At 72.7% G+C, this 13,715-nt stretch carries 12 protein-coding genes and 2 tRNA genes; 6 read left to right on the plus strand and 8 right to left on the minus strand.

Annotated elements, in window-relative coordinates; translation table 11 throughout:
• Positions 1–69: 69 nt before the first annotated feature.
• Positions 70–528: a MarR family winged helix-turn-helix transcriptional regulator gene (locus tag FED44_RS07115; protein WP_208758866.1), complete on the minus strand. Its 459-nt coding sequence runs from the start codon at positions 526–528 to the stop codon at positions 70–72.
• 51 nt (positions 529–579) lie between these two features.
• Here FED44_RS07115 and FED44_RS07120 point away from each other — a divergent pair, with 51 nt between their 5' ends.
• The 5 genes from FED44_RS07120 to FED44_RS07140 all read left to right on the plus strand — a co-directional run bounded on the left by FED44_RS07120 (position 580) and on the right by FED44_RS07140 (position 4,555).
• Positions 580–1,008: a VOC family protein gene (locus FED44_RS07120; RefSeq protein WP_138460138.1), complete on the plus strand. Its 429-nt coding sequence runs from the start codon at positions 580–582 to the stop codon at positions 1,006–1,008.
• 188 nt (positions 1,009–1,196) lie between these two features.
• Positions 1,197–1,919, plus strand: a complete 723-nt coding sequence (locus tag FED44_RS07125) for a hypothetical protein (RefSeq protein WP_138460139.1) — start codon at positions 1,197–1,199, stop codon at positions 1,917–1,919.
• A 134-nt stretch (positions 1,920–2,053) separates the two neighbouring features.
• Positions 2,054–3,055: a YihY/virulence factor BrkB family protein gene (locus tag FED44_RS07130; RefSeq protein WP_138460140.1), complete on the plus strand. Its 1,002-nt coding sequence runs from the start codon at positions 2,054–2,056 to the stop codon at positions 3,053–3,055.
• Positions 3,052–3,822: a phosphatase PAP2 family protein gene (locus tag FED44_RS07135; RefSeq protein WP_138460141.1), complete on the plus strand. Its 771-nt coding sequence runs from the start codon at positions 3,052–3,054 to the stop codon at positions 3,820–3,822. The genes FED44_RS07130 and FED44_RS07135 overlap by 4 nt, the downstream gene beginning before the upstream one ends.
• The gene (locus FED44_RS07140; protein ID WP_138460142.1) at positions 3,806–4,555 is read left to right on the plus strand and encodes a phosphatase PAP2 family protein; all 750 of its coding nucleotides are present in this window, start codon (positions 3,806–3,808) and stop codon (positions 4,553–4,555) included. Before FED44_RS07135 ends, FED44_RS07140 begins: the two co-directional genes overlap by 17 nt.
• Positions 4,556–4,648: 93 nt before the next feature.
• Here FED44_RS07140 and FED44_RS07145 read toward each other — a convergent pair whose 3' ends face one another.
• From FED44_RS07145 to FED44_RS07160, 4 genes are all read right to left on the minus strand, one after another.
• A complete protein-coding gene (locus FED44_RS07145) occupies positions 4,649–5,350 on the minus strand; it encodes a hypothetical protein (RefSeq protein ID WP_111700273.1) in 702 nt (233 codons plus the stop codon).
• A gap of 136 nt (positions 5,351–5,486) precedes the next feature.
• Positions 5,487–5,557 (minus strand) — tRNA-Cys (locus FED44_RS07150).
• A 30-nt stretch (positions 5,558–5,587) separates the two neighbouring features.
• A tRNA-Gly gene (locus FED44_RS07155) sits at positions 5,588–5,659 on the minus strand.
• Between the two features lie 54 nt (positions 5,660–5,713).
• Positions 5,714–6,376 (minus strand): ACT domain-containing protein, encoded by a 663-nt coding sequence (locus tag FED44_RS07160; protein ID WP_111700252.1) that lies wholly within the window; start codon positions 6,374–6,376, stop codon positions 5,714–5,716.
• A gap of 101 nt (positions 6,377–6,477) precedes the next feature.
• Here FED44_RS07160 and dusB point away from each other — a divergent pair, with 101 nt between their 5' ends.
• Positions 6,478–7,590 (plus strand): tRNA dihydrouridine synthase DusB, encoded by a 1,113-nt coding sequence (gene dusB, locus FED44_RS07165; RefSeq protein WP_244301768.1) that lies wholly within the window; start codon positions 6,478–6,480, stop codon positions 7,588–7,590.
• Positions 7,591–7,613: 23 nt separating this feature from the next.
• Here the strand turns inward: dusB and FED44_RS07170 are convergent, their stop codons facing one another.
• The 3 genes from FED44_RS07170 to FED44_RS07180 all read right to left on the minus strand — a co-directional run bounded on the left by FED44_RS07170 (position 7,614) and on the right by FED44_RS07180 (position 13,710).
• Positions 7,614–8,504 (minus strand): hypothetical protein, encoded by an 891-nt coding sequence (locus FED44_RS07170; RefSeq protein WP_138460143.1) that lies wholly within the window; start codon positions 8,502–8,504, stop codon positions 7,614–7,616.
• Between the two features lies 1 nt (position 8,505).
• Positions 8,506–11,085 carry a DUF7824 domain-containing protein gene (locus FED44_RS07175; protein ID WP_138460144.1) on the minus strand — a complete coding sequence of 860 codons (2,580 nt, stop codon included), beginning with the start codon at positions 11,083–11,085 and terminating at the stop codon, positions 8,506–8,508.
• Between the two features lie 132 nt (positions 11,086–11,217).
• Complete coding sequence (locus tag FED44_RS07180) at positions 11,218–13,710, minus strand: DEAD/DEAH box helicase (protein WP_138460263.1); 2,493 nt, start codon at positions 13,708–13,710, stop codon at positions 11,218–11,220.
• Between the last annotated feature and the right edge of the window lie 5 nt (positions 13,711–13,715).

Genomic DNA, 13,715 nt, shown 5'->3' on the forward strand with positions numbered 1-13,715 from the left:
CCCGGTCGGTCCCGTGCCCGGCTGGTCGTATGCCCGATCGGTCGTGTGCCCGTTTGGTCCCGTGCCCGGTCAGTCCCGGGCCCGCGGGTCCAGGCCGCCGTACGCCTTGCGGAGCAGCGCGTGCAGGGTCGCCCGCTCCTCCTCGTCCAGCGCGGCCAGCAGGTCGTCGCGCACGGCCCCGGCGTCGCGCAGGGCTGCCTCCAGCGTGGCCCGGCCCGCGCGGCTGACCGCGACCCGGTAGCGCCGCCGGTCCTCCGGGTCGCGGTCACGCTCCACGAGGCCGAGCGGGACGAGCGTGTCCATGACCGCGACGAGGTCGCTGGGGTCGATGCCCAGCCGGGCGCCGAGCTCGCGCTGCGACGCGGGGCCGAAGTCGCGGAGCGCCGCCAGCACGGCCAGGTCCCACAGGCCGATGCCGTGCCCGCGCAGCCGGTCGCCCATGCGGCGACGCCCGGCGACGCCCACCTTCGACAGCAGGAACGCGGTTATCCCGAGCAGGGAGGGGGGAAGTTGCGGCACCTCGCTCACGAGAGCAGGATAGGGCGCCTCCAATAGTTGGTACTACCCAAGGGATTCGCCGTGGACGCTCTCTACCCCCGTGTGCTCGCCTCCCGGTTCGCCGAGTGCTTCCGCTTCTACGACGGCATGCTCACCGCGGTGGCGGGCGCGAGCCTCGTCAAGGGCGACGAGGCGGGGCCGTACGCCAACTGGGACCGGGACGGGGAGGCGGTGCTGGCCCTGCTCGACCGGGAGATGCTGGCGCGGGTAACCGGCATCGCGCTCGGCTCCGCTTCCGAGGGCGAGGGCGGCGGCGAGAGCGGCGGTGGGCGCGACGGGACGATGCTGGTCCTCACGGTGGACGACGTCGACAGGGCCGCCGCCGTCGCGGCCGCCGCCGGAGGCCGGGTCGTGGCGCCGCCGGTCGCCAGGCCCGAGTGGGGGCCGACCTGCCGCACCGCCCACCTCCGCGACCCCGACGGCAACCTGCTGGAGATCCAGTCCTACTGAGCACTTCAGGGGGCGCTCCCGGGACACTTCCGGGGGCGCTTGCGGGCCACTTGCGGTGGCTTGCGGCAAGCGGGTGTCAAGAGACGTGCAGGCGGGCCCGCCTATCACTGAGTTGCACCCTCCCGGCGGCGACGGCCGGACCGGGAGATCCGAACAGCACCCGCACCCGGATACCTCAGGAGATCGTCATGAAGCGCACCCTGCTCGGTCTGGCCGCCGCCACGATCGCCGGTCTGGCCGTCACCGCCCCCGTCACGCTCATGGCCGGCCCGGCCGCCGCGACCGGCGACTTCGGCCCGGACACCTGCATCCAGGGCTACGTCTGGCGCGAGGCCCGCACCGGCGACGTCGTCTGCGTCACGTCGGCGACCCGGACGCAGACCCGGGCCGACAACGCCGCGAAGGCCTCCCGCTGGACCTCCGGCGCGTTCGGCCCGCACACCTGCACGACCGGTTACGTCTGGCGCGAGGCCTTCAGCGGCGACGACGTCTGCGTCACCCCGGCCGTCCGGTCGCAGGCCGCCGCCGACAACAGCAGGGCCGCCGACCGCAAGGTGTCGGCGCGGCTCTGGATCAGCCGCTACACCGTGCCGCCGGTGGACAACGGCGACGGCACCTCCACCAGCACCTCCGTCGACGACATCCCGCGCCTGAAGATCAACGGCGACCACTACAACCTCGGCCAGGTGCGCCTCTACATCCGGTACAACACCGGCAGGCTCTACTGGAGCGGCACGGTGAACGCGAGCGCCCACAGCGGCTACGCCGGCGGCAGCTTCGGCAAGAAGACCGGTGTGTTCGACTGCGCCGCGGCCGGCCGGCCGGCCAACGCGTACGCCCAGGCGCAGGACGTGATCTCCGGGCGCTGGTCGCCCCGGGTCGCCGTCCGGGTGGGCTGCGCCGTTCTGTGAAGGTACGCCCGCCGCGGCGGATGATGTTCCGAGCGCCGTGATCGGGGTAGTCGGTGGGCCTGCGGGGACCGCCGGAGGCCGGCCCGCGACCCGGCCCCCGGTGGTCCCCACCCCCTGACGACGTGAGGACTCACATGGGAACCGCGACCCCGGTACCGGAGACCCGGAGCATGAGCGGCGAGGAGTTGTCGGCCGACGACGCCTACGTCACGTTACGGCGGTATGGCGGCTGGCACCTGATCCGGGACTCGTTCGTGCGGTTCAGGTACGGCGACGGCACGAGCAGCGCCCGCGCGCTGGCGTTCCAGGTCTGCCTTGCGATCATCCCCGGCGCCATCGCGATCGTGGGGCTGAGCTCGGTGGTCCACCAGGAACGGCTTGGACGATTGCTTGAGCTCACCCTGCGGAGGCTGACCCCCGGTGCCGGCTCGCAGGTGATCCGGGAGACGCTCGACCAGAGCCACCACGCCTCGGGCGCCGGGGGGAAGCTCGCGCTGTGGTTCGGTCTGCTGACCGCGTTGGTGGCGTTGACCACGGCCATGGGCCAGTTCGAGCGCGGGGCGAACCGCATCTACGGCATGGAGCGCGACCGGCCCTTCAAGGCCAAGTACGGCCGGGCGCTGCTGATGGCGGTCACGGCCGGTGTCTTCATGAGCGTCGGGTTCGTCATCCTGGTCGGCGGCGGGGCCGTCGGCGACGCGGCGGCGCAGGTGTACCACTGGAGCGACACGACGCAGCGCCTGTGGGGCTGGCTGCGCTGGCCGATCGGCTTCCTGCTGGCCGTCCTGTCGATCTCGGTTCTCTTCGGCTCCTCGCCCCGGCGCAAGCAGCCCGGCCACACCTGGCTGGCGGTCGGCGCGACCGTCGCGGTTCTGCTGTGGACCCTCTTCACCTGGCTGCTGGCCCTCTACACCGCGAGCAGCGGCACCTTCGGCGCGACGTACGGCCCGCTCACCGCGGTCATGGCACTGCTGCTCTGGTCGTTCCTGAGCTCGATGGCCCTCTTCCTCGGCCTCGCCTTCAGCGCGCAACTGGAGGCCTGCCGGGCGGGCTGCGGCGAGCCGGCCGCACCCGACCCCGGCACCGCCGCCCCGGTCCAGGCGCGTGAGCGGCAGCCGGTGGGGAGCGGCCGATGAACTGGTTGCGCAGGCGGTTCGACCCCCAGAGCAGGCTGGGCCTGCGGCTCACGGTGGCGGTCGCGGCACTGGCGCTGATCGGCGTGCCGTTCACGGTGCTGCTCGTCTTCGTGAAGACCTCCTTCGGCCCGCTCACCCGCATCGACGAGGGCGCGGCGCACAACCTGCACGCGTACGCGTACACGAACCCGGCTTTCGCCCAGTTCATGCGGCTGGTCAGCGACGTCTTCCAGCCGTGGACCTGGCGGATCGCCGTGGGCGCCGCGGTCGCGTGGCTGGTCTGGCGCCGCGCCTACCACCTGGCCCTGTGGGCGGGCACCACGATCACGGTCGGCGGGCTGCTCGGCCTCGCGCTGAAGATCGTGGTCGCGCGGGCCAGGCCGCACCTGCCCGACCCCGTCGCCATCGCCCCCGGCGCGTCGTTCCCCTCGGGGCACACGGTCAACGCCACGCTCGGGGCCGGGATCCTGCTGCTGCTCGTCCTGCCGCTCGTACGGCAACGCGGGCGCGTGATCGCGTGGACGCTCGCGGTGCTGATCCCGCTGCTGGTCGGTTTCAGCCGGATCGCGCTCGGCGTCCACTGGTTCAGCGACGTCGTGGCCGGGCTGGTGGTCGGTGTGGCCGTGGTCGCGGCGACCTGCGCCGCTTTCGAGACCTGGCGAAGAGAGGTCGGACGCCGCCCCGCCCAGCCGCTGCGGGAAGGCGTCGGGCCGGAGACGAAGAGTGAAGTAGCCCCCCAAGGAGGACGAGTTGGTCACCGTTCGTGAACGCCGCCCCGCCGCTCATACGCCGTCGTCCTCGACGGTGGCCGTGGTGGCGCGGCGCATCCTGCTTCCGCTGACGCTCATGGCTCTTGTCACCCTCGGGCTGGGACTGTTGTTGACCCGGGTCCTGGAGCACTCGTCGCTCATCGCCCAGGACGAGGCGATCAGTCGTGAGATCGCCCAGGAGCGCACGCCGTTCTGGAACACGGTCACCCATTACGGCTCGATGCTGTCCGACACCCCGGTGATCATCGTGATCACGGGGATCATGGTCGTCCTCTTCCGGCTCGCCTACGGGCGCTGGCGGGAGGCGGCCTTCCTGGTGGCGGCCGTCTGCGCGCAGTCGGCGATCTTCCTGCTCGCCACCGTGTTCGCGCAGCGGGCCCGCCCGCACGTGCAGCACCTCGATCCCGCGCCGCCGACGTCCAGCTATCCGTCCGGTCACACCAGCGCGGCGGTGGCGTTCTACTGCGGGGTCGCCCTCGTGCTGACCCTGCACACGCACCGGCACACGATCCTCAAGGCGCTGTGGTGGCTGCTCGGCGCGGGGGCCGCCCTGACGGTCGGCCTGTCCCGGCTCTATCGGGGCATGCACCACCTGACCGACGTGAGCTGGGGCTGGGTGCTCGGGATCTTCTGCGTGTTCGTGCTCGCCCAGGCCCTCCTGATCCGGCCGGTCATGGCGTCGCGGCGGTCGTCGTCGAAGCGGACCGCGAACGACCCCGCCCCGGCCTGAGCCGGTCAGCGGGGCAGATCGGCAGGACCGGCCCGCCGGGCCGATCGAGCCGGGTCGCCGGAGTTTCGCCGGTCAGGCGGACGGCCCCGCCGGTCAGGCGGACAGGCCGGTGAGGCGGCAGGCGTCCGCCCACCGGCCCGGGTCGACCGCCGGCACGGTGACCGGCCCGGCCGGCTCGGCGCCGCCGCGCAGCAGTGCCCAGCAGTCCTCGACCGCGCCGGCCAGCAGGTCGCGCAGCAGCGTGTCGGGGTCGGGCACGCACGCCTGCGCGATGCCCCGGACCGCGAGCTGCACCGTGTTCGGCGCGGCGTACCTGCGGAAGCCCTTGGGCGAGACGCGGACCCCGCGCCCGAAGTCGCGGGCCCAGCGGGCGGCCTCCGGCACCTGCGCCAGGGCCTCCCTGCTGCGCGGGTCCAGGTCGCGGGGCGACCGGCCCTCCACCTCGGCGAGCACGTGCTCGGCCGAGAAGATCGAGACGGCCATCGCGAGCTGGCGCTCGTGCGCGACGACGGGCAGCGCGGCCGTGGCGGCGCACAGGGCGATCCGCGCGTCGAGGCGCGGATCGTCGCCCGTCAGGCCGATGACGGACGGGATCAGCCCGGCCAGCCGCGGCCGGGCGGCGTCCGAGGTGTGGTCGTTGACGAGGCGGGCGAGCCCGGCGAGCAGCGGATGCGTGCACGACGGGTGGTCGCTCCACCGTTCACCGGCGAGGTAGGACGCGAACTCCATGAAGCAGGCGCCCTTGCTGGGATTGCGATGCTTGCCACGAGACAGCATGGGCATCGCTTCGGGCATGTCACCGTGCACGGCTACTCCACCGAAATCGCCTGTCGTGTCTCTTTCAGTGTGCGCCCGGCGCCGTGCGTTGAGAAGAACCCGGCCCGGACTGTCTGGATAGGATCAGAGTCCGGGTGGGTCAGGTCGGAACCAGAGGTGGAGACGGGATTTGAACCCGTGTAGACGGCTTTGCAGGCCGTTGCCTCGCCTCTCGGCCACTCCACCAGAGTGAGGCCCGGATGTGCGGCCCCTCGGAGCGGAAGACGGGATTCGAACCCGCGACCCTCACCTTGGCAAGGTGATGCTCTACCACTGAGCCACTTCCGCGTCCGCCTTACGGCGACGTCGCTACTGTACCGGGTTTTCCGCTCGTGTGCGTACTCAGAACGGCCGTGCCGCCGGTCTGCGGAACGCGCGGTCGGCTCCGCGCTCGATCGCGGGGAGGGTCAGGAAGATCTCCAGGATCCGGGTGAACCGGTGCACCTCGTTGCGGTGGAAGGCCGGTCCCTCGGCCCTGGCGAGCATCAGCGTGAGCGCCAGCGGAGGCAGCGGCGCGACGACCACGTGCAGGCCGGACGGCAGCGTCGAGGCCGCCGGCCGCGACGGCGTCTCCTCGGGGAAGGGCACCTCCTCCGGCGCCCGCCAGCTCGAGTAGACGGTGACGCGCGGGTCCCCCTCCGTCGCCGCGGCGGCCCAGTCGGCGCTGAACAGGACCGGCATGGAGTCGATCAGCGTGGCCAGCGCGCGGTCGCCCGCGGTGCTGAGAAACTTGAGGATCTCCAGCTCCGGGTAGGTGCCCGGGGCCTCCCGCGTGCTCCAGACCCCCTCGATCCGAACCCCCTCGACGTCGTCGAGGGCGCGTACGAGGTCGTCCCGGGGCGCGGCGTCCGGCCAGTAGACGGTGAAGTCGTCGAGAGCGCGCCCGTCGCCCCGATCGAGAACGGTCACCTGGGTGATGTCGGCGCCCGCGGTTCCGAGGGCCCCGGTCACCTGGCCGAGCGAGCCCGGCCGGTCCGGCAGGGCGATTCTCAGGCGCAGCAGCATGACGACCTCCCCACGATTGGTCCAGGTCAGATTAACCGGGACAAAAGCCCCCCGTCCACGATCTTGTACGGCCCACGGCCGGCGGCGGGGAGAATGTATGGGTGAGAATCGGCGCACTCGAGGTCTGGCCTCCCGTGGTGCTCGCACCCATGGCGGGCATCACGAACATCGGTTTCCGCACCCTGTGCCGGGAGCAGGGCGGCGGCCTGTTCGTGTCCGAGATGATCACCTCGCGGGCGCTGGTCGAGCGGGTGCCGCTGACGTTCCAGATGATCCGGTTCGGCCCGCACGAGTCGCCCCGCAGCATCCAGCTCTACGGCGTCGATCCCGCGATCATCGGCAAGGCCGCGCGCATGATCGCCGAGGAGGATCTGGCCGATCACATCGACCTGAACTTCGGCTGCCCGGTGCCCAAGGTCACCCGCAGGGGCGGCGGCTCCGCACTGCCGTACAAGCGGAACCTGCTGCGCGCCATCCTGCGGGAGGCGGTGGCCGGCGCCGGGCCGCTGCCGGTGACCATGAAGATGCGGATGGGCATCGACGAGGACCATCTGACGTACGTGGAGGCGGGCCGGATCGCGGTTGAGGAGGGCCTCGCCGCCGTCGCCCTGCACGCCCGCACGGCCCGCCAGCACTACGGCGGCACCGCGCACTGGGACGCGATCAAGCGGCTGAAGGACGCGGTGCCGGAGATTCCGGTGCTCGGCAACGGCGACATCTGGAGCGCCGACGACGCGTTGCGGATGGTCGCCGAGACCGGCTGCGACGGCGTGGTGATCGGCCGGGGCTGCCTGGGCCGGCCCTGGCTCTTCCGCGACCTCGACCTGGCCTTCGAGGGGTCGTCCGAGCGGACCCGGCCCGCCCTGGGCGAGGTCGGCGCGATGATGCTGCGCCACGCCGAGCTGTTGTGCGAGGTCATCGGCAGCGAGCGGCACGGCCTGGCCGACTTCCGCAAGCACGTCGGCTGGTATCTCAAGGGCTTCGTCGTCGGCGCCGAGACCCGGCGTGCCCTCACCTCGGTCGCCGGACTGTCCGAGATGGCCGAGCGGGTCGCCGAGCTCGACTCCGCCCAGCCCTGGCCGGACGAGGCAGACGGCCCGCGCGGCAAGAGCGGCGAGAGGTCCAAGGTGTCGCTGCCGCACAACTGGCTCGACGATCCCGACGACATGACGATCCCCGGCGCCGGCGCGGAGGACTCCACCTCCGGCGGCTGAGCCGCCGGGCGGGAGCGAGTGGTTCAGAAGCCGGACAGGTCAGGTGCCCCGGCGACGGGCCGCAGCATGCGGGGGAGGACGGCGCGCAACTCGGCGGCCGACTCCGGCGGCAGTTCGAGGCGGATCTCGAACACCTGCTCGGTCTCCAGCAGGTCGGCGGCCTCCGGGGTCAGCTCCAGCCGGAGCGTGGAGCCGTCCAGCGTGACGGCCCGCACGCCCTCGCCGGCCCCGCGCATGCCCTCGCGGCCGACGTACCAGGTGTCCCGGGAACTCGTCACCATGAGGAACCCGGATTCCGGATCGCCGTCCCGCTCCGTGAGATAGACCAGATGACTGCCGCGCTCCCGGTCGTAGGCCATGGCACGGGCGGTCATGGCCCTGTCCGGCACGTAGGTCACCTCTCCGCTGATCGGCAGCGGCCGCCGCGGGCGGCGGTCACCGAAGTCGTGGCGGCTCCAACCCTCGTACCGTTCGCCGTGGCCGAAGGGGAGCGGGAGGGGCGGGGCGGTCGGCAGCGCGGCGAGCAGCCAGCCGGGCGGAGTCTCGCGGAAGAACGTGGTCAGCTCCGCCAGCGCCGCCGCCGCGGGCACGTCCACGAACGGCGGCTCCGCGGAGCCGGCCCGGCAGGTGTATCGCCTGCTGCCGGGCTCGAACGCCAGCTCGCAGGTGAACCAGGTGCCGGTGTCGGCTTGATAGGACAGCTCACGCAGCCGCCGGAACGGCTCCCGCATGCCCTCTGCGGAGATCTCCCGGCCGTCGCGGAGCAGGGTGGTCACGGCGTGCGAGCCGACCTCGGCATGTCGTGCGACGAGCCGTGTCCACTCCGGAGCGGCGGCGGCACGCGCGAGGTCGCCGATCGCCATGCGCAGGGCGTGGCCCTCGTCGTGGCGGGTGGACCAGTTGCCGGTCTTCATGTCATCCCTCCTGGCCGGTGCCGTCGGTGCCCTCGGTGAGCCGGTCGTGGAGCCGGCGGATCTCCCGGAGCAGGCCGCTGTTCCCCTTGCGTGCGGCCACGTCGCGCACCTCGGGGATCTCGCCGCGGGCGTCGCACCACTCGGCCGCCATCCTCGCGAGTGTGACGAACCCGGTCAGGCCACCCCGCGGGCGCTCGCCCGGCGCGGGCAGCAGCGCGGGCAGCGCCGCGGCGGCGATCCGCCACACCTGATCGTGCCCGCCCCGCCTGGCCGCCTCGTCGAGCGCGGCGACCATGTCGATCATCCTCACCTCGCCGCTGACCAGCAGCAGCCCGGCCTGGCGGCCGATCTCAGCCGCGGGCAGTTCGTCCCGCGCGGCGACCTCCAGCAGCACGTCGACCGGCTCCCGCGTATTCCGGTCGCCAAGGGCACGGGCGAGGACCGCGGAGAACGCCGGCCCGGCGGGTCCTTCGGCCCGGGCGAGGTGGCGGGCCTGCGCGCGGACGACGGGCCCGTACCAGTAGTGCTGCAGCAGGTGCGGCGTGAGGTACGCGGCGGCGACCTCGCGGTGTGAGGGCAGCGTCGAGGGCCACCAGTGGACGTGCTCGGGCTCGGCCCAGTGGCCGGGCACGCTCAGCACCAGGTCGATCAGCGGCAGGCCGGTGGGCGCGGCGACGGCCGCGGGGGCCAGGCGGACATGGTGGGCGTGACTCCGGTCGCGCCAGTCGTGGGGGCCCTGGTGGCCCCATTCGCAGGTCCACTCCATCGTGACGTGCGCCTCTGGGCAGGTCCACCCGGCGACGATCCCGCCCGCCGCCGACGTCAGCCGGGCCGCGCGCTCGGCCGCCTCGGGGTCGGGGGTGCGCGGAAGGCGCAGCAGCGCCTGCTGGAGGTCGGCGGCGAGCGGCTTGGCGCCGGCCGCTTCGATCACCTCCAGCCGCCGGACCAGCTCGGCCGCCGCCACGTGCCCGGTGTCGTGCGTGGGCGTGGCCAGCAGCACCGGGGGCAGGGTGTCCTCCTCGACGGCCCGCAGGATCTCTGCCCCGCGATGCAGCAGGAGCAGGTCCGGGCCGGCCAGGCCCCTGCCGGGCAGGAAGCGCCGCCAGGCGTGCCGGGTCCGGGCGTCTCCGTTCAGGGCGGTGGCGGCGCCCCTGAGCCACTGTTCGGCCCGGGGCCAGGTCTCCTGCGCGTAGGTCCAGGCGTGCTCGGCGGTCAGCCGGTCACGCGTCGCGGCCACGAGTCCCGGCCGGTCGCGGCCGGCGAGCACGACGAACCCGGCGAGCAGCCGCTCCCACGACTGCCAGGAGTCCGTCCACTCCGTGATCGTCTGGCTGAGCTCCTCCGCCGACCGGATCGGGGGCTCGACGGCACGGGCGCGTTCGGGCGCGGGAGGCGGCGACGGCGGCGTGAACACGGCCTCGGCCTCGGCCACCGCGCCGCCCGCGAACGCCGCGGCGGCCCGTCTGCCGAGCGCGGGCGGGAGGAAGCCGATCGCCTCACGGAGGGCGGCCCGGCCCTCCTCGGGCATGTCGTCCGCGTACGTCATGGCCAGCCCGGCGGCCGTCTCCTGCAGCTCCGCCGAGTCGGCGGCGAACGCGCGGGCCAGCGGCGCGGCGATCACCTCGGCCAGCGCCGGAGTGCGCTTCACGGAACGGGCGAGCCACGACAGCCCGGCGCGCACCAGAGTGCGTTCGGGGCGGAACAGCAGGCAGTCCCACGCCTCGGCGAGGTCGTCGGCGGGGAGCTCGGCACAGGACCGCAGGCGCTTCACGGCCAGTTCGGCGACCGGTCCGGGCGCCGCGGGCAGCAGATGGAGGTAGTCGCGGACGTGGCAGGAGGCCTCGGCGGGCGAGGGGGCGAGCGCCTCGTGCAGGCGGACGAAGAACCGCAGGTCGGTGGGCGTGCCACCACGGAGGAAGCGGCGCACGCAGCCGTCGATGAGCGCCTCGCGCTTCACCCGGCCGGCCTCGGCCAGATTCGGCAGCGCGCCCAGCCAGCCCCTCCCCGGTTCCCTGTCCCACTGCAGCGTCCGGCCGACGCCCTCGGCCTCGAACAGGCGCGGCAGCAGGTGATCGAGCAGCGGGTCCTCGCCCAGGCGCGCCGGGCCCCGATCCACCCATCCGGCCACCAGCGGATCGTGCGGGGGCGGTTCGATCCCGGTCTCGCGGAGCAGGGCCAGCGCGAGCTCCACGCCGCGGTCGTCGGCGGAGCGCAGGCGGAGCACCAGCCGCTCGGCCAGATCGGCGCGCCAGGCGGCGGGCCGGTCGGCGAGCACCGCCAGGACGAGGTCGACGTCGTTGTCGGCGCCGCCCCACCGGGGCGCGAGGTCGCGCCGGTACAACCAGGACGTCACGGCCGCCGCGCCGCCCAGGCAGCCGGCGCCGGCCACACGCAGGCCGACCCGGTAGCCGGACAGGCCGTCGTCCCACCGATCGACGCCGCGCAGTTCCTTCAGCAGCCCCGGCAGCCTGACCGCGACCTCCCTGCGGCCCTCGTCGCCCAGCGTCCTGACCCTCTCGGCCAGCCGTTCGGCGCGCCTCGCCTCGATCAGCTTCCTGATCTCGCCCCAGTGATCATCCATGCCTGGGGACACTAGACAGCCGTACCGACATATCCCCGGTCCCGCCTCCGCGGGGTCACCGGAGACCCCGATGCTCGGCAACGGCGACAGGTCCTGACTGACGGACGGGGCGAAGGTCAGAGGCGGGCGGGGTCAGAGGCGGGTGAGGCCGGTGACGTGGAGGACGGCATGGCCCTCCTCGTCGGAGGCGGCGAGGTCGACCTCCGCGGCGATGCCCCAGTCGTGGTTGCCGGCCGGGTCGTCGACGATCTGGCGCACCCGCCACAGCTCCTTCTCCTCCTCGATGAGCAGGAGGGCCGGGCCGCGGGCGTCCGGGCCGGTGAGGACCTCGTCGTGCTCCTCGTAGTAGGCGTCGAGGGCCGCGCCCCAGTCGACGTCCGGATAGAGCTCGGTCAGCTCCTCCTCCCGGTCGAGCGCGGCCAGCTCCACCAGGCGGAACATCGCGTTGCGGACCAGCACCCGGAAGGCGCGCGGGTTGGCGGTGACCGGGCGGGTCCTGGTCTCCAGCTGCTCCTGCCCGGCGGCCAGGGCCTCGGCCGGGTTGGCCAGCTTCTCCCACTCGTCGATGAGGCTGGAGTCGACCTGGCGCACCAGTTCGCCCAGCCATTCGATGAGGTCCACGAGGTCGTCGGTCTTCAGGTGCTCGGGCACGGTCTTCGACAGCGTGCGGTACGCGTCGGCCAGGTAGCGCAGCACCGTGCCCTCCGAGCGGGCCAGCTCGTAGAACTGGATGTAATCGGTGAAGGTCATCGCCCTTTCGTACATGTCGCGCACGATCGTCTTGGGGCTCACGACGTGGTCGCCGACCCAAGGGTGCCCGCGCCGGTAGGTCTCGTACGCGCCGAAGAGCAGGTCGGCCAGCGGCATCGGGTGGGTGATCTCCGCGAGGCGCTCCATCCGCTCCTCGTACTCGATGCCGTCGGCCTTCATCTGCGCGACCGCCTCGGCCCTGGCCTTGTTGAGCTGGGCGTGCAGGATCTGCCGGGGGTCGTCCAGCGTCGACTCGACGATGGAGACCAGGTCCAGCGCGTACGTGGGGGAGGCGCGGTCGAGCAGTTCGAAGCTCGCCAGCGCGAACGTGGCCAGCGCCTGGTTGAGCGCGAAGTCCTCCTGCAGGTCCACGGTGAGCCGGGCCATGCGGCCGTGCTCGTCGGGCTCGGCGAGCTTCTCGACGATGCCGCCGGCCAGCAGCGAACGGTAGATCGCGATGGCGTGGCTGATGTGGCGGCGCTGGGCCTTGCGGTCCTCGTGGTTGTCGGTCAGCAGCCGCTTCATCGCCTGGAAGCAGTCGCCGGGACGGTTGATGATCGACAGCAGCATGGCGTTGCTGACCTTGAAGCGGGAGGTCAGCGGTTCGGGCTCGGCCGTCTGGAGCTTCTCGAACGTTTCCTCGCTCCAGCCGACGAACCCCTCCGGCGGCTTCTTGCGGGCGTAGCCGCGGCGCCGCTTGGGATCGTCGCCGATCTTCGCCAGCGCCCGCTCGTTCTCGATCACGTAGTCGGGGGCCTGGCAGACGACGTAGCCGACCGTGTCGAAGCCCGCCCGCCCGGCCCGGCCGGCGATCTGGTGGAACTCCCGCGCCCGCAGCCGCCGCACCTTCGTGCCGTCGAACTTCGACAGCGCGGTGAACAGCACGGTCCTGATCGGGACGTTCACCCCCACGCCGAGGGTGTCGGTGCCGCAGATGACCTTCAGCAGCCCCGCCTGCGCGAGGCGCTCCACCAGGCGGCGGTACTTCGGCAGCATCCCGGCGTGGTGCACGCCGATGCCGTGCCGTACGAGCCGGGACAGGGCCCGGCCGAAGCGGGTGGTGAACCGGAAGTTCCCGATCAGGGCGGCGATCTGTTCCTTCTCGGCCTTGCTGCACATGTTGATGCTCATGAGCGCCTGGGCGCGCTCCATCGCCGCCGCCTGGGTGAAGTGGACGACGTACACGGGGGCCTGCTGGGTGGACAGCAGCTCCTCCAGCGTCTCGTGCAGCGGGGTGACCCGATAGGAGTAGATGAGCGGCACCGGCCGCTCGGCGTGCTTCACGACGGCGGTGTCGCGCCCGGTGCGGCGCGTGAGGTCGGTCTTGAAGCGCTCGACGTCGCCCAGGGTGGCCGACATCAGCACGAACTGCGCCTGCGGCAACTCCAGCAGCGGCACCTGCCACGCCCAGCCGCGGTCGGGTTCCGCGTAGAAGTGGAACTCGTCCATGATCACCGTGCCGACGTCGGCGTCCGCGCCGTCGCGCAGCGCGATCTGGGCGAGGATCTCGGCGGTGCAGCAGATGATCGGCGCGTCGGCGTTCACCGTGGCGTCGCCGGTCATCATCCCGACGTTCTCGGTGCCGAACAACGCGCACAGGTCGAAGAACTTCTCCGACACCAGCGCCTTGATCGGCGCGGTGTAGAAGCTGATCTCGTCCCGGGCGAGCGCCGCGAAGTGAGCTCCGGCGGCGATCAGGCTCTTGCCCGAGCCGGTCGGGGTCGAGACGATCACGTTGTTGCCGGAGACGACCTCGATGAGGGCCTCCTCCTGAGCGGGGTACAGCGTGAGCCCCCGCTCCGCGTTCCACGACGCGAACGCGTCGAACAACGCGTCGGGGTCGGAGCCGGAGGGCAGGCGGCGGAGGAGGCTCATGCTTT

Origin of the sequence: Microbispora triticiradicis (assembly GCF_005864065.1) — a bacterium.
Taxonomy (GTDB): domain Bacteria; phylum Actinomycetota; class Actinomycetes; order Streptosporangiales; family Streptosporangiaceae; genus Microbispora; species Microbispora triticiradicis.

Bases quoted from the DNA above. Each gene is read 5' to 3' on its own strand.
- FED44_RS07125 (WP_138460139.1), top strand. From the start codon at position 1,197: ATGAAGCGCACCCTGCTCGGTCTGGCCGCCGCCACGATCGCCGGTCTG.
- FED44_RS07130 (WP_138460140.1), top strand. From the start codon at position 2,054: ATGGGAACCGCGACCCCGGTACCGGAGACCCGGAGCATGAGCGGCGAG.
- FED44_RS07135 (WP_138460141.1), top strand. From the start codon at position 3,052: ATGAACTGGTTGCGCAGGCGGTTCGACCCCCAGAGCAGGCTGGGCCTG.
- FED44_RS07145 (WP_111700273.1), bottom strand. From the start codon at position 5,350: ATGCCCGAAGCGATGCCCATGCTGTCTCGTGGCAAGCATCGCAATCCC.
- FED44_RS07160 (WP_111700252.1), bottom strand. From the start codon at position 6,376: ATGCTGCTGCGCCTGAGAATCGCCCTGCCGGACCGGCCGGGCTCGCTC.
- FED44_RS07170 (WP_138460143.1), bottom strand. From the start codon at position 8,504: ATGAAGACCGGCAACTGGTCCACCCGCCACGACGAGGGCCACGCCCTG.
- FED44_RS07175 (WP_138460144.1), bottom strand. From the start codon at position 11,085: ATGGATGATCACTGGGGCGAGATCAGGAAGCTGATCGAGGCGAGGCGC.
- FED44_RS07180 (WP_138460263.1), bottom strand. From the start codon at position 13,710: ATGAGCCTCCTCCGCCGCCTGCCCTCCGGCTCCGACCCCGACGCGTTG.